Origin of the sequence: Cupriavidus oxalaticus, from assembly GCF_016894385.1 — a bacterium.
In the GTDB taxonomy this organism is placed as follows: domain Bacteria; phylum Pseudomonadota; class Gammaproteobacteria; order Burkholderiales; family Burkholderiaceae; genus Cupriavidus; species Cupriavidus oxalaticus.
In genome coordinates, this window is sequence record NZ_CP069812.1 from 2947849 (window position 1) to 2966854 (window position 19006).

Genomic DNA, 19006 nt, shown 5'->3' on the forward strand with positions numbered 1-19006 from the left:
TTTCTGCCGCGCCCCGGAATAGCAGCACGCAACTCCATATGTCCAGCTCAAAACGTGGCGCACATACCCAAGTCCACAATGCCGCCAAAAAAATTCTCGTCCCGCTTGACTAGCACCTGAAAAAAAGCCGCCTCATCTACCCAGTGCAACTGGCGCTGCGACAGATAGTCCGGTGTATCTTCGTACGTTACCGTGCTCTGCACCTCATACAGATTTGATCCCAAGGCACAGGGGAAATCCAACTCCACGGTAACACGCTCATTGGCACCAAACTTCCGAAGCCAGAATACCTCACCCTCCTGATGGCCTTGCATAATACGCATATCCTGATTCAGAGTACCCCAGGAGTAGATTTTTATTCCCTCCTTATTCCGAATGCGTAAGCCAACGTTGAGTTTTTCGAGAGGACGGCTTGTTTCAAAATTAATCCGGATACGGATAGTCTCACCAGGATGAAATACGGAACTGGGTTGATTGTTTCCATCCAGGACTTCAGTACTGACGATCGAAGCACCACCATCGCCAAATTCGAGGCGCCCCACCCGTCCGTCATTGCCCTCAAGAATGGCAGCTTCCTCGGCAGTTTTGCCATTCGTATGCAACGTAACTGTCTCAGTGGACGACTCAGCCATCGGTATCGGCCGCGGAAGAGTCGACGGCTTCTTCATCTCATTGGCTATCCTGCTGTAGTACTCGGACTCACGTGCATGTAAAAGCTTGCGATACTCAAGGACAACTTCTGAAGAAGTACCAATGGCCGCCATTCGTCCGGCGTTCAGCAGAACCGAGCGATTGGTCAGCGTCCGCACTGTCTCCTGATCATGAGAGACAAACAGGAGTGTCACGCCGTCATTCAGCAGTCGTTCAATCTGCTGATAGCAGCGCTTCTGAAAGAGCGCGTCGCCAACTGCCAAAGCCTCATCAACAATGAGAATATCCGGAGAAAGTTGAACCTGAACCGCAAATGCCAAACGGACCAACATGCCGCTGGAGTACGTCCGCACCGGTTGATCGATGTGCTCGCCAATATCCGCGAACGACGCAATTGCATCGAAGCGGCGGAGAATTTCATCTGTTGAAAATCCCAGAACAGCACCATTGAGCATTACATTCTCTCGACCGGTGAAGTCCGGATTGAAGCCGGAGCCCAACTCCAACAGCGCAGCGATTCGTCCCTTGGTATGTACCTCGCCCACTGTCGGTGTCAAGGTACCAGTGATGATCTGCAGCAACGTGCTCTTGCCACTCCCGTTGCTGCCGATAATACCAACGGCCTCCCCCTTTTTTACTTCAAACGAAATGTCCCGTAGCGCCCAGAACTCTCGAAAATACGGGCCCGCCGCCCCTCCCATCAGGGATGCAATGCGAGGCACAACAAACTGCTTCAGGCGGTCACGTGGCGTATCGTACAGTTCGTAACGCTTGCTAACTTCTGCCACGGAGATTGCGAGTTCATTAGAGGACATCAGCAAACCCCCGACGAGTCTTCTGGAACCACCAATAGCCAGCCCATGCGACTACCAGACCGCCAAGAATATGGAGACTCAGGGCCGGTAGATTCGGCCATTTTCCAAAAATAACCGTCGCTCGTGCCTGCTCAATGATAAAAGTCAGAGGATTCAACATAAGTATCTTTCTGTATCCCTCAGGCAGCGCATTGACCGAGTAAAATACCGGGGAGAGAAACATGATAACTGTCGTGGCAATACCTACGGTCTGCGCCACATCGCGAACGTAGACGCCCAATGATGAGAGAATCCAGCCCAGTCCCAAGGAGAGCAGCAGCAGCGGCACCATCACGAGCGGTAACGCCAGTGCGGTGGCAGGAATGCTGCCGGTCATAAGTACTAACGCAATCAACAACACAGCCACGCCGATCAACGTATGAAACAGTGCGGCGCCAATCGCAACGACCGGCAGAACCTCAAGCGGAAAAATCACCTTCTTTACGTAGTTCGCGTTGGCTGTGACCAGGGTAGGAGCACGGTTCAAGGTTTCGGCAAACAAGCCAAAGATATTCATTCCCACAAATAGAATGATGGCAAATTGTGTCTTCGTCTCTTCCCCGCCTGTACCCCAGCGCGCCTTGAATACAACGCTGAAGACAAACGTATATACGGCCAGCATCAGGATGGGGTTGAAGAATGACCAGGTCAGACCCATGATCGACCCTCGATACCGGCCAAGTATCTCTCGGCGAACCATCTGATTTATCAAGCCACGATTGCGTGCCATGGACGCCACTGCGGAGGCAGGAGATACTGGAAAAGGCTTATGTGGATTCATGCGCAGGGGTTGGCTTAATGACGGTTATGCTGGATTTAGCTCGCATTCGGCGCGCTCTAGCACGCCGAGATGCTTGGATTTGCCTCCACACGGATACTGTGGCCGGCTCTCATCTATCATTCCACGCCCGCATAATTCTTCTGTATCCAGCTCCACGTATCTGCGATCCCATCTTCGAGTCGCATCTGTGCGACGAATCCACACTCTCTGGACAATTTTGTCGTATCCAAAACGTTATAGCCGACGTCAACGCCACGAGATTCCACGTAGCGCAGTTCTATATCGAGACCCTGCGCCGACATCACGGGACGAATAAAGTCATTGACCAAGGCATTAATTGAGACCCCCCTGCCCGTACCTATGTTGTAGGCCTCGCCGTTGCTGCCACATTGAATGGCAGCAACAATGCCCTGGGCTATATCGTCTACGTGAACGTAGTCTCGAACTGCGGTACCGTCACCATAAATCGTGACAGGTTTGCCTTGAAGCGCCGATGCCATGACTGTAGGAATCAGTCCTTGGCCCTTGAATGGAAGCTGTCCGGGCCCATAGGCATTCCCAGGTCGCACGACCATCGCCTGCAGGCCTCGTTGGGCTACATACAGCCCGAGTACCTTCTCGATCATGCTCTTCGAAGTTCCGTATACCGATATAGGCCGGAGAGCCGCCTGCTCTGCAATTGGCGATTTCTCGTCGGGATCGCCATAGACCGTTCCGCCCGATGATACGAACAGCAAACGCGCCCGAGGGTGATCAAGACATCGATCGAACAGGCGGATCGCGGGCTCTACATTTCGCTCAATCTCAGGCAACATGCTGGAATTCAAGCCCAGTAACATTGCACGATGCACAAGATGGACGACGATGTCGACGCCATCAAGCATCCGATCAAGATCGGCATTGTCGTTGAAATCGCCAACGACATACTCGATACCATCGGCTAACACCTGCTCGCCGGATGGTACCTGTATGTCAGCCACGCGAACAGAAAATCCCGCCGACTTACACCGCAGTGCCAGTCGAGCACCGATAAACCCACCACCACCGATCAACAATACCTTGGTCATCACCACTGTCCTTGCCGCACAAAAGGCCTATAGGGTCTTCGTGAAACTTATATATGCGGCCACCTGAGCCGGACCACAGGAAGGTAAGCCGGCAAGAATACGCGAAGCAACTGATACGGAGACACCTTGCGATGATCACCGTGACCGCCACGACTTTCAGTCAAAATAATCTGCCTGCGAAAAGGCGTTAGCTTCTCTATCCTTTGCAGCCAGCATCGGGGCCCCCTCGATTGGCCACAAAATACCAAGGTCGGGGTCGTCCCATCGAATGCTACGCTCGTGCTCCGGCGCGTAGTAGTCGGTCGTTTTGTAGAGAAAATCGGCATACTCGGAAAGCACAAGGAACCCATGCGCGAATCCTTGTGGGATCCAAAGTTGGCGCTTATTGGCTGCCGAGAGGTTTACGCCGACCCATTTGCCAAAGGTAGGCGAGCTCTTGCGTAGATCAACCGCGACATCGAATACTTCGCCAACCACCACCCGTACTAGCTTGCCTTGCGGATGGCTAATCTGGTAATGAAGTCCGCGCAGGACATTCTTCTCCGATCGCGAATGGTTGTCTTGCACGAACACATCCTTCAAACCGGTCGCCTGCTGAAAGTTCTGGGCATTGAAACTCTCGAGAAAAAATCCCCGGTCGTCCCCAAATATTCGCGGCTCAAGAATCAGAACATCCGGGATGGATGTCGGGATAACGGTTAGGTTCATAGCTATGGAGTCCGCACTTATTTCTTACTTGATCGTCTCGGTCACGATACGCTGCAGATACTTGCCATAGCCATTCTTGGCCAACGGCCTAGCCAAAGCCGCTACCTGCTCCGCACCAATCCATTTGCTCCGATAGGCAATCTCCTCCGGACAAGCCACCATCAGTCCTTGCCGGTTCTGCAGCGTCGCAATAAAGCTGGCCGCCTCCAGCAGCGAATCATGCGTACCAGTGTCCAACCATGCGTAACCGCGCCCCATGATCTCCACATCGAGCTGGGACATCTCGAGATAGCGCTTGTTGACGTCGGTAATTTCTAGCTCGCCACGGCCTGACGGTTTGATATCCGCTGCAATATCGCAAACCTGATTGTCGTAAAAATAAAGCCCCGTCACGGCATAGTTTGAACGTGGCTTGACCGGCTTCTCTTCCAGAGATAGCACACGGAAGCTCTCATCGAACTCCACCACCCCATACCGCTCGGGGTCGTGCACGTGGTAGGCAAACACGGTTGCCCCTTCTGTCTGCTTGGCAGCACGAGTAAGCTGGCTGACCAAGTCGTGACCATGGAAGATGTTGTCGCCAAGAATCAGCGTGGACGGATCGTTGCCGATAAAGTCCCGCCCGATGATAAAGGCCTGCGCCAACCCATCCGGCGACGGCTGCACCGCATACTGCAGGTTGATCCCCCACTTGCTGCCGTCACCGAGCATGTCAACAAAACGCGGCGTATCTTCCGGCGTGGAAATAATCAGAATGTCCCGAATCCCCGCCAGCATCAGCGTGGACAGCGGATAGTAGATCATCGGCTTGTCATACACCGGCAGCAATTGCTTGGAGACCGATCGCGTGATCGGATAGAGCCGGGTGCCGGAGCCTCCGGCCAGGATGATGCCCTTGCGCATAGCGACTCGCTCAGGAAAAGATCTGGTCCAGCAGGTGGTGCACACCTTGCTGCCAATCTGGAAGATGGATGCCGAAGGTCTGGCGCAGCTTGCCAGTGTCCAGGCGCGAATTGGCCGGGCGCGGGGCAGGCAGTGGATACGCCGTGGCAGGAATGGCTTCGATGCGGGATGGGTCTGCCTTCAGCTCGATGCCTTGGGCCGCGGCGTAGCGCAGAACTTCGGTAGCGTAGGCGTGCCAGGTTGTCTCGCCGGCGGCAGCAAGATGGTAGACGCCTGAGGCGAAGGTGCTGCGGTCACCGTGGAGCCAGTACCGCGCCACGATCTGCGCGGTCACGTCGGCGATCAGCGACGCCGCGGTGGGGGCCCCGAACTGGTCGGCGATCACGCGCAAGCTATCGCGCTCACGGCCGAGCCTGAGCATGGTCTTGGCAAAATTGCCACCGTGAGCCCCCGCCACCCAGCACGTCCGCAGGACCAGTGCTGGACCACCGGCCGCGGCAATAGCCTGCTCGCCGGCAAGCTTGCTCTTGCCGTACACCGATTGCGGATTGACAGGATCGGTTTCGACGTAGGCGCCGTCCTTGTTGCCGTCGAAGACATAGTCGGTCGAGTAGTGAACCAACAGGCTGCCGAGCGCCTTCGCTTCTTCGGCCAGGACGCCGGCGGCGGTGCCATTGATGGCGAAGGCCAGTTCAGTCTCGGTCTCGGCCTTGTCCACTGCGGTGTAGGCCGCCGGATTGATGATCACGTCGGGGCGGTATTCGCGCACCACCCGGCGAATCTCATCCGGGCGCGACAGGTCGCAGCCGGCGCGATCCAGTGCCACCACCCGCCCAAGCGGTGCCAGGCTACGGCGCAACTCGAAGCCGACTTGGCCGTTGCTACCGGTTACGAGGAGAGTGGGAACGCCTGCACTATGCGGCATATTGCTTTTCCACCCAGTTCCGATACTCCCCGGACATCACGTCCTGCACCCATGCCTGGTTGTCGAGGTACCACTGAACCGTCTTGCGCAGGCCGGACTCAAACGTCTCCGCCGGCTTCCAGCCCAACTCGCGCTCCAGCTTGCGCGCATCGATGGCGTAGCGGCGGTCGTGACCCGGACGATCTTTTACAAAGGTGATCTGATCGCGATAGGAGCCCACCGCCTTCGGGCGCAATTCGTCAAGCAGGTCGCAAAGGGTGTGCACAACGTCGAGGTTGGTCTTCTCGTTCCAGCCACCAACGTTGTAGGTCTCGCCGAGCTGGCCCCGCGCCAACACTTCCCTGATGGCTGAGCAATGGTCACGCACGTATAGCCAGTCACGCACGTTCTGTCCGTCGCCATAGATCGGCAGCGGTTTGCCGGCCAGCGCGTTGGCAATAACCAGCGGGATCAGCTTCTCAGGGAAATGATACGGGCCGTAGTTGTTCGAGCAGTTCGTCGTCAGTACCGGCAGGCCATAGGTATGGTGATACGCCCGGACCAGATGGTCGGATGCTGCTTTCGACGCAGAATACGGACTGTTTGGCGCATAGGGGGTGGTCTCGGAGAACTGTGGATCGGTCTCGCTGAGCGAGCCGAACACTTCATCCGTGGACACGTGCAGGAAGCGGAAAGCGGCTTTGGCAGGTTCTTCGAGCTCGCCCCAATAGGCACGCGCCGCTTCCAGCAGCGTAAAGGTACCTACGATATTCGTCTGAATGAATTCAGCCGGTCCATGGATGGATCGATCCACGTGGCTTTCGGCGGCAAAATGTACAACTGCGCGCGGCTTGTGGGTAGCAAAGAGCTTGTCCAGCGCGGCACGGTCACAAATATCCGTCTGCGAAAACACGTGCCGAGGGTCGTTCTCGACCGACGCCAGCGTCTTCCGATTGCCCGCATAGGTGAGCTTGTCGACGTTGATGACCCCATCCGCCGATTTGTCGCCCAGCCATGCCAGAACGAAATTGGCGCCAATGAACCCGGCGCCCCCAGTGACCAGAATATGGGACAAAACTTGCTCCTTGCCTCGATATGTTTCGATGACCCGACAAAAGCCGAGCGCCCACCTTGTCCTCTTCCTGGACGGCGGGGCGTTAAGTGCCTGCAGAAGTGGCGGTATTCTATCTGACTGAATGCACCAACTTACATGCTGCCTTCCTCTTTTTGTAGCCTCATGTAACCGAGCCACGGTATATCGGTCACAAAACTACAAATAGAAGCGAAATAGTTGCTCAGATTCTCAATGACAAAGTCCAACGTAACCGTTACGCCACATTTCGCCGTCGGCGACCTTCAAGGCTGCTCGCCGTCCCTCTCTACCCTGCTCGCCCAGTTCGGCGAGCAACCTACCCTCCGCTTCGTCGGCGATCTCGTCAACCGCGGTCCCGCGTCCCTCCAGACCCTACGCACCATCCATGCCATGGCTCCCCGGGCCGAAACCGTCCTCGGCAACCACGACATCCACCTCCTTGCAGTAGCCAGCGGCGTCCGCAAAAAGGGCAAGTCCGACACCCTCGACGACATCCTCGCCGCGCCCGATTGTGAGGACTTGCTCACCTGGCTGCGCCACCGCCCGTTGGCCTTGCTGGAAGACAACTTCCTGCTGGTCCACGCCGGCGTCCTCCCCCAATGGACGGCCACACAGGTCATCCACCTCGCCCAGGAAGTCGAAGCGCAGCTCCAGGGCGCCAACTGGCAAGGCTTCCTGGCCGACATCTTCGGCAACACCCCCGACCGCTGGCACGACGGCCTGCGCGGCATCGAACGGCATCGCGTGGTGGTCAATGCCCTTACCCGACTGCGCTATTGCACCGTCGATGGCGTGATGGACTTCAAGACCAAGGAGGGGCTCGGCAAGGCGCCGGACGGCTTCATGCCGTGGTTCGATGTGCCGGGGCGGCGCACCGGGGATGTGACCGTGGTGTGCGGGCACTGGTCGACGCTGGGCCTGGTGATGCGGCCGGACCTGATGGCGCTGGATACGGGCTGCGTCTGGGGCGGCAAGCTGACGGCGGCGCGCATGGCGGCGGATCCGGGCGAGCGGACCGTGGTCCAGGTCGATTGCCCGCAATATTGTGATCCGCTGGCCTGAAAGCGCAATCCCGCGTTGGCGGGGTAATGCCGTTCAGTTAAGGGATCAATCACTACTGTCATTCCAGCGCAGGCGGGACAATGCGCACAGCGCATTGGACGTCCAAAGGACGGCCCGAAGGGCGAGCGTAGCGAGCAATCCAGCGTCTTAAAGCCCCCCGATAGGGGTAATGCTGTTCAGTTAACCACTGTCGTTCCCGCGAAGGCGGGAATGACGGTGGGGCTTGATACCTTAACTGAACGGCATTACCCCGATGGGGGACAAAAGTCACTGGGTTCCCGCCTGCGCGGGAACGACAGTGGTTAACCAAACGGCATTAGCGTTGGCGGGGAGGACAACCGCGCTAGCTGATGGCAGCGGGGGCTGGCGCGGGTTGTGCTGAGACAGGCTGGGCCGGCTGGTTCATCCGCTGGACCGTTGCCACGGCCTCGTCACCGGCGCCCTGCGCGAGATGCTGCACGACCTCGCGGGCGGCGCTTGCCAGTTCGCGGCGGTCGGCGGACACCGGCACCAGCGGCGGCCCGATGACCACCCGTGCCTTGATGCGCGGGGCGCGCAGGACGGCGTTCAGCGACTGCAGCAGCGTGGTGTCGTCGATGTAGGCGGCCGCCAGCGTCGGCTGGCCGGTGGCCGCGTCCAGGTAGTTCAGTCCGACCGGCTGCACCGGCAGGCCGCCGGAAATCGGGGCCTGCATCAGGTTGGCGTGAAACGGCAGCACGCCGGTGCCGTCGGTGGTGGTCCCTTCGGGAAACACGCCGACGAGGTCGCCCTGCAGCATGACGTCGGTGATGTCGTGCAGGACCCGGTGGGCGTCGCGCTTGCGTGCGCGTTCGATGAAGATGGTGCCGGTCTTGTCGCACAGCCAGCCGATCAGCGGCCAGCCGCGGATCTCGGACTTGGCGACGAACCGTACCGGCTGCCAGCTATGGATCACATAGATGTCCAGCCACGAGATATGGTTGGACACGACCAGCGCGCCCTGGCGCGCGGCACCGTGCGGGGCCGCGCCGCGGACATCGACGACTTCGACCTCCACCCCGCAGATGCGCAGCAGGCGCCGCGACCAGCGCCGGATGTGCCAGGCGCGCGAACGTACGCCCAGCCACGGGAACAGCACCGCGCAGGTCAGCAGCCCGCGCAGCAGGTGCAGCACCAGCGCGGTCTTGCGCAGCCAGATCATGCGCTGGCGTGGTTGCCGTTGCCGTTACCGCCGTTACCGTTGCCGCTGCCGCTGCCGTTGCCATAGACGATCTGGCCGCCGACCAGCGTCATGCGCACCTTGCCTTCCATCTCGTAGCCGAGCCACGGCGTGTTCTTGCCCTGGCTCTTGAGCGAGCGGCGATCGACCTTCCACACCTGCTTCGGATCGAACACGCAGACATCGGCGGGGGCACCGGCGGCCAGCGTGCCGGCCTTCAGGCTGCTCACGCGCGCGGGCTCGGAGGTGATGCGGGCCAGCGCCTGCGCCAGCGGCACCTTGTGCTCGGCGGCCCAGCGCAGGGTCAGCGGCAGCAGCAGTTCCAGGCCGGTGGCGCCGGGGGTGGCTTCGGCGAAGGGCAGCAGCTTTTCGTCGTCGTCCACCGGGGTGTGGTCGGAGCACAGCGCGTCGATGGTGCCGTCGGCCAGCGCGGCGACGATGGCGTCGCGGTCGCGGGTGCTGCGCAGCGGCGGCGAGAAACGCATCTGCGAGTTGAAGTAGCCGATATCCATGTCGGTCAGCGAGACGTGGTGGATATTGACGTCGCAGCTGACCGGCAGGCCTTCGCGCTTGGCCTGGCGCACCAGCTCCAGCCCGGCGGCGGAGGACAGGCGGCACAGGTGCACGCGGGCGCCGGTGCTGCGCATCAGTTCGAAGATGGTGTGCAGGCGCACGGTCTCGGCGATCACGGAGACGCCGGACAGGCCGAGGCGCGACGCCACGGCGCCGCTGGCGGCGACGCCGCCGCCCAGGAACGGGTCTTCCGGGCGCAGCCAGACGGTGAAGCCGAAGGTCTGCGCATATTGCAGCGCGCGCAGCAGCACCTGGGTGTTGCGCACCGGCTGCTCGGCCTGGCTGAAGCCGACGCAGCCGGCTTCGGTCAGCTGGCCCATCTCGGTCAGCACCTCGCCCTTGAGGCCGACGGTGAGCGCGCCCAGCGGGTAGACGTGGGTCTGGTTGAGCGTGCGCGCGCGGAACTTGAGCATCTCGACCAGGCCGGGCTCGTCCAGCACCGGGTCGGTGTCGGGCGGGCAGACCAGGCTGGTGACGCCGCCGGCGGCGGCCGCGGCGACTTCGGATTCGAGGGTGGCCTTGTACTCGTAGCCGGGCTCGCGCAGGCGCGCGGACAGGTCGACCAGGCCGGGGCAGACGATCAGCCCCTTGGCGTCGACGACCTTGTTGGCGGTGAAGTCCGCCGGGGCGCTGCCGACGCCGACGATCTTGCCGGCGGCAAGGTAGAGGTCCTGCACGGCATCGGTGTTGCTGGCCGGGTCGATCAGGCGGCCGCCCTGGATGTGAATCTTCATATGTGTCGCTTGGCTATGGCGTTTTTATTGCATGACAACCCGACAAACACCACCGTCATTCCCGCGCAGGCGGGAATCCAGCGTCTTAAAGCCACTGGGTCCCCGCCTGCGCGGGGACGACGGGAATCGGGCCGCGTCGCATCATTCAGTTACGTTGCACTTCCGTGATCAGTCGTTGTTCCCTGCCACGATGCCCATCACCGCCATGCGCACGGCGATGCCGAAGGTCACCTGGTTCAGGATCACCGATTGCGGGCCGTCGGCCACGGCGGAGTCGATCTCCACGCCGCGGTTCATCGGGCCCGGGTGCATCACGATGGCGTCGCGGTTGGCCAGCGCCAGGCGCTCAGGCGTGAGGCCGTAGGCCTTGAAATATTCCTGCGCCGACGGCAGCAGCGCCCCGCTCATGCGCTCGTTCTGCAGGCGCAGCATGATGACCACGTCCACACCCTTCAGGCCTTCTTCCATGTTGTGAAAGACGCGTACGCCCATCTGCTCCAGGCCGGACGGCAGCAGCGTGCGCGGGCCGATGGCGCGCACTTCGGGCACGCCGAGCGTGGTCAGCGCGTGGATGTCGGAGCGCGCCACGCGCGAGTGCAGGATGTCGCCGACGATGGCTACCGTCAGGTTGGTGAAGTCCTTCTTGAAGTGCCGGATCGTGTACATGTCCAGCAGGCCCTGCGTCGGGTGCGCATGGCGGCCGTCGCCGGCGTTGATCACGTGCACGTGCGGCGCGACATGCTCGGCGATCAGGTAGGGCGCGCCGGAGCTGGCATGGCGCACGACGAACATGTCGGCGGACATGGCCGACAGGTTGTTGATGGTGTCGAGCAGCGACTCGCCCTTGCTGGTCGACGACGCATTGATGTTCAGGTTGAGCACGTCCGCCGACAGCCGCTTGGCCGCGATCTCGAAGGTGGTGCGGGTGCGGGTGGAGTTCTCGAAGAACAGGTTGAACACGCTCTTGCCGCGCAGCAGCGGCACCTTCTTGACATCGCGGTCTGAGTCGGACAGCGATACGAACTGGCTGGCGGTGTCGAGGATGTGCGTGATCATGTCACGCGACAACCCCTCGATCGACAGCAGATGCTTCAGTTCGCCGTTCTTGGTGAGCTGCGGGTTGCGGAACGTCTTGGTCATGGCAGGTCGGGCGCGGGCAAAAAACGGGGTGGTCTGGTCTCGTGGCAGGCACCAGGCGCGCGTTGTGGCGCATTGCGACGCATGGCGGCGCCTGGCAGGCAACGCCGGCTCAGCCGGCGGTGGTATCGGCAGTTTCGGTGGCGAAGGCGAAGCGCGCGTCGGCGCCCTCGCCCTGGCGCGACAGCACAAGCGTCGTGCCGCGCGGCAGTTCGATCTCGGCGGCGACGAGGTCGGCGGCGATCGGCAGCTGGCGTCCGCCGCGGTCGGCCAGCACGCCCAGCGCCACGCGCGCCGGGCGGCCGTAGTCGAACAGTTCGTTGACGGCGGCGCGGATGGTGCGGCCGGTGGCCAGCACGTCGTCGATCAGCAGGATGTTGCGGTCTTCCACGGCAAACGGCAGCGTGGTCGACTGGGCCTGGCTGTGCAGGCCCTTCTTGGCGTAGTCGTCGCGATGGAAGGCGACGTTGATCACGCCATGATCGGGCAGGTTCAGGTCATTGGCCAGGCGCGCGGCGATCCACGCGCCGCCGGAATGGATGCCCGCCACCGACCAGCGTTCACGCTCGGCGTCGGGGATCAGGGCGCGGGCCTGGTCGAGCAGCTTGCGGTACAGCGACTCGGCGTCGGGTGCGGAAATCTGCGTCATAGCGGAAATTGGTCGAAATACTGTTGCAGGATGATGCGTGCGGCTTCGGCGTCGAGTTCGCCGCGGCGCGCGCCGGCCATCGAGGCGGCACGCGAGGAATAGCGCTCGTCCACCCATTCCACCGGCAGGTTGAAACGGCCGTTGAGCTGGTTGCCGAAGCGCCGCGCCAGCCGCATCATCGGCTGCTCTTCGCCTTCCGGGTTGACTGGCATGCCGACGATCAGCTGCACCGGATTCCACTCGTGGATCAGTGCGCCGACTGCCTCGAAGCGGCCTTCAACGGTGATATTGGGAAGGATGGTCAGCGCGCGCGCCTCGCGCGTGATGAAATTGCCCAGCGCGACGCCGATCTTTTTCTCGCCGTAGTCGAATGCCAGGACCGTGCCGTCGCGGGGCAGTTCGCGCCCCACGGCGTCAGGCATGCCCGGCCTCGCCCGACAGCATGTTGACGTCGACGCCCAGCAGGCCGATGGCCGCGGCAAAGCGCCCTTCGGGCGGCACGCTGAAGATGATCTCGGGATCGGCCAGCACGGTCAGCCAGCCGTTGCGGCTGAGTTCTTCTTCCAGCTGGCCGGCACCCCAGCCGGAATAACCCAGCGTCAGCAGGAAGCGATGCGGGCCGCTGCCGTTGGCCACGGCTTCCAGCACGTCCTTGGAGGTGGTCATTTCCAGCCCGCCCGGCACCGCCAGCGACGAGACATAGACGCCGACCGGATCGTGCAGCACGAACCCGCGCTCGGTCTGCACCGGGCCGCCGAAGTAGACGGGCTGGTGCGCCACCGGCTGGATCTCGAGCTTGAGGTCGATCTTGTCGAACAGCGTGGCCATGTCGATGTCGATGGGCCGGTTGATCACCAGCCCGAGCGCGCCACGCTCGTTGTGTTCGCAGATATAGACGACGGAACCCGAAAAGGTCGGATCGGCCATGCCAGGCATGGCAATCAGGAACTGATTGGTCAGATTGATGGGTGCTTCGGGCTTCGCCATGCCTTGCATTTTATCAAATCGCCGGGGGTCTTCCGGAAAAGATTGGCGGGCGTTGCAGTGCAGCAATGGGCGCCCGCGCGGGCCGCTTGCCGGAAGCTACAGACCGATGATACGGCCCTTTGGTCACGCCTTGTCATGCCTTGTCATGCCTTGCGGGTCAGCGCTGCGAGTTCGTCGGCCGTCAGCCAGCGCCACTCCCCTTCGGCCAGCTCCGGGTCAAGCTGCATGGTGCCGAGCGCGCTGCGGTGCAAGGCGCTGACATGGTTGCCAGCCGCGGCCACCATGCGCTTGACCTGATGGTACTTGCCCTGCAGCAGGGTCAGCCGCAGGTTGCGTTCGCCAGTGATCTCGCAGGCTTCTGCGGCGATCGGCGCCGGTTCGTCCAGCAGCTGCACGCCATTGACCAGTGCCTGCGCCTGTTCGGGCGTGACCGGCTCCGCAGTCGTCACTTCATAGACCTTGGGCACCTTGCGCTTGGGCGAGGTCTGAGCGTGGATGAACTGGCCGTCATCGGTCAGCAGCAGCAGCCCGGTGGTGTCGTGGTCGAGCCGGCCCACGGCCTGGACGTCGCGCTGGCGCAGCGGCACCGGCAGCAGGTTGTACACGCTGGGATGGTGGCGCGGGCGCTGCGAGCATTCATAGCCGGCGGGCTTGTTCAGCATCAGGTAGGCCTTGGTGCAGGCGATCCATGCCTCGCCGTCGACGGTCAGGCGCAGGCCGTCCACCTCGAACTGGGCGCGCGGGTCTTCGCACAGCTCGCCGTTGACTTCGACCAGCCCGGCGGCGACCAGGTCGCCGCAGTAGCGGCGCGTGCCGAAGCCCTGGGATTGGAGGATGCGGTCGAGTGTCATGTGCTTTGTTGCGGTATTCGTTGTTGGGGTGGCGGATCGGTGCCGAACCGCTATGTTAGGGTATTGGCGCGACGCGCCCCGCGACAACCCCATTTGCCGGCCTCATTGCGCGCATTTTCCTTCGACTCCGTCAGGCAGCGAGCATGCAGCCAGCAGACCCTTCGGCATCGGGCCGCAAACCTTACCGGATCGGCCAGGACTTCGAGCGCGGGCTGGTCTGGTTCCGGCGCGACCTGCGCGCCAGCGACCACGCGGCGCTGCATTATGCCCTCAGGCATTGTGCCCGGGTGTGGTGTGTCTTCGTATTCGACCGCGACATCCTCGACCCGCTGCTGGCGCGCGGCCTGCAGGCCGACCGGCGCGTCGAATTCATCCTCGAGTCATTGCGGGAGCTGGCCCACACGCTGACCGCGGCTGGCGGCGGGCTGATCGTGCTGGACAATCGCGCCGTCGACGCCGTTCCCGCGCTGGCGCAGGCACTGGACGTCCAGGCGGTCTTTGCCAACCACGACTACGAGCCTGCCGCCGTTGCACGCGATGACACCGTGCGCCAGGCGCTGGCGGCACAGGCGCGCTTGCTGTTCACGTTCAAGGACCAGGCCATCTTCGAGCGCGACGAGATCCTGAACGGCCAGCGCAAGCCGTTCTCGGTGTTCACGCCGTACAAGAATGCCTGGCTGCGCACGATACGGCCGTTCGACCTGCGCCCGTATCCGATCGACCCGTACCTGCACGCGCTGGCGCCGGTGCCGGCAGCATATCGCAAGCCACTGCCGACGCTCGAACAGCTCGGCTTTAGCACCAGCAACCTCGCCGAGATCGCCATGCCGGCCGGCGCCACCGGTGCGCAAGCCCTGTTCGAGGAATTCACCGGGCGCATCGGCGACTACGGCCGCCGCCGCGACTACCCTGCCCTGCGCGGCCCCAGCTACCTGTCGGTGCACCTGCGCTTCGGCACCCTCTCGATCCGCACGCTGGCGCGCACGGCGCACGAGGCGGTGCTGCGCGGCGGGGCCGACAGCGCGGGCGCGGCGGTGTGGCTGTCCGAGCTGATCTGGCGCGATTTTTATTTCATGATCCTGCACCACCATCCGCGCGTGGCGGACGGCGCGGCCTTCCACCCGGCCTACGACAAGATCCGCTGGCAGGACAGCGAGACCGGCGAGCGCTATTTCCGCGCCTGGTGCGATGCGGCCACCGGCTATCCGCTGGTCGATGCCGCCATGCTGCAGATCCGGCAGAGCGGCTATATGCACAACCGGCTGCGCATGGTCACGGCCAGCTTCCTGGTCAAGGACCTGGGCGTGGACTGGCGCCGCGGCGAGCAGTACTTTGCCGACCAGCTCAATGATTTCGACTTTTCCGCCAACAACGGGGGCTGGCAATGGGCAGCATCAACCGGCTGCGATGCGCAGCCGTGGTTCCGCATCTTCAACCCGGTGACCCAGTCGGAGAGGTTTGACCCGCAGGGGCGCTTTATCCGCAAGTACCTGCCACAACTGGCGGCGTTGCCGGACAAGTACCTGCATGCGCCATGGACCGCCCCCGACCATGTGCTGGCGGACGCCGGCGTCCGGCTGGGCGAGGACTACCCGCGTCCGCTGGTGCAGCACGACGTGGCACGCAAGGAAACGCTGGCGCGGTATGGGGTGGTGAAAGAGCTTGGAAAGGGCCGTGAAAAGAAGGCTGACGTGGAGGACGACGCCTTCTGACGCCGCTCAGGCCGCCAGCATCGCGCTTTCGCGATAGTGCCGCTGCGCCTCTTCGAATCGCTCAGTTTCCTCGAACAGCCGCGCCAGGGCCAGGTGCGTACGCACGCGCAGCCGGCGCTGCTGGTCGATATCGGCATACTTCAGCGCGCGCTCGAAGCTGGACTGGGCCTTGCCCCACAGCTTCTCGCCCAGGCAAAGCACGCCCAGTGTGTAATAGAGGTCGGCGTCGGCGGGATGCCCGGCCAGCCATTTCTCGGCCTGCTGGATCTGCGGCAGCGCGTGGCCGGGCACCGCGCAGTCGGCGTAGCGCAGCACCAGGCGGCTGTCCCAGTTGAACTTGAGCGCGTCCTCGATGATGCGGCGGGCTTCGTTCTGACGGCCCAGCGCGGCAAAGTAGCGCGCGGCGGGTTCGGCGATGCGCGTGGCGCGGCGCTCGTCGGCGGACAGCGAGCGCCAGAATTCGCCCAGCGCGTCGGCATCGTGGCGGCGCTCGTCGAGCATGGCCTCGACCGCCATCTGCTTGAGCCGCAGCGCCAGCACCGGATGCAGCGCGTTGCGCTTCTCCAGCGAGCGCGCCAGGCGCAGTACCTCTGACCAGTTTTTCAGGTGCTGGTGTGCGCGCAGCGCGATGCGCTGCACATGGATCTGACGCGCACCCTGCGCCTGCAGCTGGGCGATGGTTTCCAGCGCGCCGTCGGCGTCGCGGGCGTCGACCAGTAGCTCGGCCATCGACACCAGCCGGGCCTGCTCGCGCTCGGGATCGGTGACCTGCGACATCCAGGCATCGCGCCGTTCGGTCTCCTGCATCCGGTGCGCGGCGCGCGCGCCGATCAGCGCGGCGGTCTGGGCCTGGTCTTCCCATGACTGGGCCTCGCGCGCGCAGCGCTCGGCGCGGGCGAAGCGGCCGGCGAACAGGTTCTCGATCGATTCGCGCAGCGCCGCCTGCGCCTTGTTCATGCGGCTGCGCTCGCGGTAAGCGGCGGCGCGGCGGGGCATGTCGCCCAGATGGCGGATGGTGGACATCACCGTCCAGACCACGAAGAACAGCAGCAGCAGCAAGGCCAGCGCCAGGTTCAGCGACAGTTCGACGCGGTACGGCGGATAGAACAGCACCACATTGCTGTGGTTGAACTGCGTGAATAGCGCCAGCCCGACGGCGCCGCCGAACAGGACCGCAACCCAGAATAGAAGGCGCATGGGCTTACTGTTCCATAATATCTGCTCAAAATTGAGCATTGGATTTATCCGCACTTCGTTGACGCGGCTTGCGCCGCCCAACTGAAGCCACCTGACGCTCAGTTGCGCCGGAGGAGCGCGCGAGCAGAATCTGCTTCACCTGGAGGTGAGGCATATACCGGGTGATTTCCCGGTCGCGAATCCTGTCCCGCACGTTCCGCGCAGCATTGGTATCCGCCTGAAGAACGTCCCCGTTGACACGGTAAAACTTGTCACCCACGCGCTTGCCTTCCAGCAAGCCCGTGAACGAGTCCATTTGCGACGTATAGGCGGCGTTCACGACGACATGCGTCGCTCCGCGCTGCGTACAAACTTCATCGATCGCTTGTGCCAGTACACCCTTGGCCCATGCGCTCATGCGACGGTTGTAGGACCGCCACTGACTCTTCCCCTTGATCGGGGACGTTAGGTCTTCCGAACCGACCACCGCCGCTTTATCCACAATGGTATGAGCCGACTGATAGGCAATCGTGCGCAACCGCTGCTTCGCGCGGTCCCGGCGTGCCTGCAGCTTCACGCGTCCGAGGTTGCACTTCCTGATGCGCTCGGCCTTGGCGATGCGACCGGCTTTGCGATGGGCCTTTTCAAGGGCATGCAGCCGGTTTCGTGCTTTGCCGGTCTTCGAAACCTGGTTGCTGTAAGCGCTCAGCACAGCGCCGAATGTCTGCCCATGATGCTCGCCATCTGAGTCGGCGAAGGCCTCCGTGTAACCTTTATCGACGCCAATTTCCCCTGTGCCGCAGGGGCGCCCTTTGGCCTTCGCGGTAGCGAAGTGGATTTCGACCGCCTCACCCTTTACGATCACACGCAGGTTGCATCCCGTGAGGTCCACATTCTTTCCGTTGCTGTTCGTCGTGAGCTCAATCGGAGGGCCGTATTGCCTGGCGATGTGTATGGTGATGACAAGGTGCCCGTCTCTGACGCAGCTCTCGTGCTTGTCCGAACGGACGATGAACTGATTGTCGCAACTCGAAACGCCGTGCCGAAAGTACCTGCGCATCATCCGGTGTAGGTACCTGTCTTCGAGCCACTTGTCACGTTTGAGCAGGGTATAGAGCCGCTTTCGCTCTGCCTCGTCGGAGGCCCGCTTCGCGATGGCCTGTCGCACCTTCGCGCATGCGGCCGCCTTGTAGGTCAAGATGTCGTTGACGGCGTCCTTCGTGGTCTCGGCTCGAATTGTGCCGTCCACCGCGAGCGAGGCATACCAGCCGCCAGCAGTCACTTCCTTGCGGATATCAGCCGCACTCTTGCCGACGTTCCCCAGCGCGCCGTAGCGACGCCAGAGGTCCGCTCGGACGAACGCCGTCGCCCTGCACACCGCGCGAAGCGATGGAACGCACGAAGGCGTCGCATAGAGAGTGCGGGTGACGGTTGTCATTCCAGAATTTCCTTCGGTTTCTTGCTATCCGGATAGTCTTTCCTTGATCTGCTTCTAGTACCTTCTCATGCCGTACAGGCAGCATGAGAGGTATCGACGATGGCAGGCAGATCCTTAACCATTTCCTGCTCTGGCGACAGCGATTCCTGATTAACCATGATGATCTCACACCCGTTCTCGTGCGCAAGATGGTCAAGCAGGTCGAATCCGAAGCGAACGAACCTATCTTTGTGGGCAATGAGAACTCGCTCAATCTCACCCCGCTGGATGCGCTCAATCAGCACGAGGAAACGCTTGCGCTTGAAGTTCATGCCACCGCCGACTTCCTGAACCCACTCATCAGCAGCAATCGCGCCAGCCCGCCAGTATTCCTCCATCGCCGCGCCCTGAGATTGCAAGTCGTCGCGCTCCCAGCGGCGCACTGTACTCGGAGCCCGTCCAATGCGCTTTGCGAATTCGTTGATCCGATAAACCTTGCTCATGACGAGCGATTATTGATAGCTTTGAGCAGGATTTGCAGAAATTATC

Annotated in this window: 18 protein-coding genes and 1 pseudogene; 2 read left to right on the forward strand and 17 right to left on the reverse strand. The window is 62.1% G+C overall.

The window, feature by feature from the left end:
• Positions 1-47: 47 nt before the first annotated feature.
• From JTE92_RS26040 to rfbB, 7 genes are all read right to left on the reverse strand, one after another.
• Positions 48-1439: an ABC transporter ATP-binding protein gene (locus JTE92_RS26040; protein WP_232353324.1), complete on the reverse strand. Its 1392-nt coding sequence runs from the start codon at positions 1437-1439 to the stop codon at positions 48-50.
• Positions 1440-1455: 16 nt separating this feature from the next.
• Positions 1456-2286: an ABC transporter permease gene (locus tag JTE92_RS26045; RefSeq protein ID WP_063240069.1), complete on the reverse strand. Its 831-nt coding sequence runs from the start codon at positions 2284-2286 to the stop codon at positions 1456-1458.
• Positions 2287-2402: 116 nt separating this feature from the next.
• Complete coding sequence (locus JTE92_RS26050; protein WP_084254683.1) at positions 2403-3353, reverse strand: NAD-dependent epimerase/dehydratase family protein; 951 nt, start codon at positions 3351-3353, stop codon at positions 2403-2405.
• Positions 3354-3509: 156 nt separating this feature from the next.
• A complete protein-coding gene (gene rfbC / locus JTE92_RS26055) occupies positions 3510-4061 on the reverse strand; it encodes a dTDP-4-dehydrorhamnose 3,5-epimerase (RefSeq protein ID WP_063240070.1) in 552 nt (183 codons plus the stop codon).
• 24 nt (positions 4062-4085) lie between these two features.
• A complete protein-coding gene (gene rfbA / locus JTE92_RS26060; RefSeq protein WP_063240071.1) occupies positions 4086-4964 on the reverse strand; it encodes a glucose-1-phosphate thymidylyltransferase RfbA in 879 nt (292 codons plus the stop codon).
• A 10-nt stretch (positions 4965-4974) separates the two neighbouring features.
• The gene (gene rfbD, locus JTE92_RS26065) at positions 4975-5889 is read right to left on the reverse strand and encodes a dTDP-4-dehydrorhamnose reductase (RefSeq protein ID WP_063240072.1); all 915 of its coding nucleotides are present in this window, start codon (positions 5887-5889) and stop codon (positions 4975-4977) included.
• A complete protein-coding gene (rfbB, locus tag JTE92_RS26070; RefSeq protein ID WP_063240073.1) occupies positions 5879-6943 on the reverse strand; it encodes a dTDP-glucose 4,6-dehydratase in 1065 nt (354 codons plus the stop codon). Before rfbB ends, rfbD begins: the two co-directional genes overlap by 11 nt.
• A 231-nt stretch (positions 6944-7174) precedes the next feature.
• Here rfbB and JTE92_RS26075 point away from each other — a divergent pair, with 231 nt between their 5' ends.
• On the forward strand, positions 7175-8023 hold the full coding sequence (locus JTE92_RS26075; RefSeq protein WP_063240074.1) for a symmetrical bis(5'-nucleosyl)-tetraphosphatase: 849 nt from the start codon (positions 7175-7177) through the stop codon (positions 8021-8023).
• A 343-nt stretch (positions 8024-8366) separates the two neighbouring features.
• On the opposite strand, the gene JTE92_RS26080 is transcribed toward JTE92_RS26075, so the two are convergent.
• The 7 genes from JTE92_RS26080 to JTE92_RS26110 form a co-directional block, all read right to left on the reverse strand.
• Positions 8367-9203, reverse strand: a complete 837-nt coding sequence (locus JTE92_RS26080; RefSeq protein ID WP_063240075.1) for a lysophospholipid acyltransferase family protein — start codon at positions 9201-9203, stop codon at positions 8367-8369.
• Entirely contained in the window at positions 9200-10528 is a 1329-nt protein-coding gene (locus tag JTE92_RS26085; RefSeq protein ID WP_063240076.1) for a dihydroorotase, read from the reverse strand. The genes JTE92_RS26080 and JTE92_RS26085 overlap by 4 nt, the downstream gene beginning before the upstream one ends.
• Positions 10529-10696: 168 nt before the next feature.
• The gene (locus JTE92_RS26090; RefSeq protein ID WP_063240077.1) at positions 10697-11668 is read right to left on the reverse strand and encodes an aspartate carbamoyltransferase catalytic subunit; all 972 of its coding nucleotides are present in this window, start codon (positions 11666-11668) and stop codon (positions 10697-10699) included.
• 109 nt (positions 11669-11777) lie between these two features.
• Entirely contained in the window at positions 11778-12314 is a 537-nt protein-coding gene (pyrR, locus tag JTE92_RS26095; protein ID WP_063240078.1) for a bifunctional pyr operon transcriptional regulator/uracil phosphoribosyltransferase PyrR, read from the reverse strand.
• Positions 12311-12736, reverse strand: a complete 426-nt coding sequence (gene ruvX / locus JTE92_RS26100; RefSeq protein ID WP_063240079.1) for a Holliday junction resolvase RuvX — start codon at positions 12734-12736, stop codon at positions 12311-12313. The genes pyrR and ruvX overlap by 4 nt, the downstream gene beginning before the upstream one ends.
• A complete protein-coding gene (locus JTE92_RS26105; RefSeq protein ID WP_063240247.1) occupies positions 12729-13301 on the reverse strand; it encodes a YqgE/AlgH family protein in 573 nt (190 codons plus the stop codon). Before JTE92_RS26105 ends, ruvX begins: the two co-directional genes overlap by 8 nt.
• 143 nt (positions 13302-13444) lie before the next feature.
• A complete protein-coding gene (locus JTE92_RS26110) occupies positions 13445-14152 on the reverse strand; it encodes a pseudouridine synthase (protein ID WP_063240080.1) in 708 nt (235 codons plus the stop codon).
• 143 nt (positions 14153-14295) lie between these two features.
• Here JTE92_RS26110 and JTE92_RS26115 point away from each other — a divergent pair, with 143 nt between their 5' ends.
• Complete coding sequence (locus tag JTE92_RS26115; RefSeq protein WP_063240081.1) at positions 14296-15864, forward strand: cryptochrome/photolyase family protein; 1569 nt, start codon at positions 14296-14298, stop codon at positions 15862-15864.
• Positions 15865-15870: 6 nt separating this feature from the next.
• Here the strand turns inward: JTE92_RS26115 and JTE92_RS26120 are convergent, their stop codons facing one another.
• From JTE92_RS26120 to JTE92_RS26130, 3 genes and pseudogenes are all read right to left on the reverse strand, one after another.
• Positions 15871-17061 (reverse strand): heme biosynthesis protein HemY, encoded by a 1191-nt coding sequence (locus JTE92_RS26120; RefSeq protein WP_063240082.1) that lies wholly within the window; start codon positions 17059-17061, stop codon positions 15871-15873.
• A 25-nt stretch (positions 17062-17086) separates the two neighbouring features.
• On the reverse strand, positions 17087-18478 hold the full coding sequence (locus JTE92_RS26125; RefSeq protein ID WP_063240083.1) for a transposase: 1392 nt from the start codon (positions 18476-18478) through the stop codon (positions 17087-17089).
• A pseudogene (locus JTE92_RS26130) lies at positions 18475-18960 on the reverse strand (IS607 family transposase). Before JTE92_RS26130 ends, JTE92_RS26125 begins: the two are co-directional and overlap by 4 nt.
• Between the last annotated feature and the right edge of the window lie 46 nt (positions 18961-19006).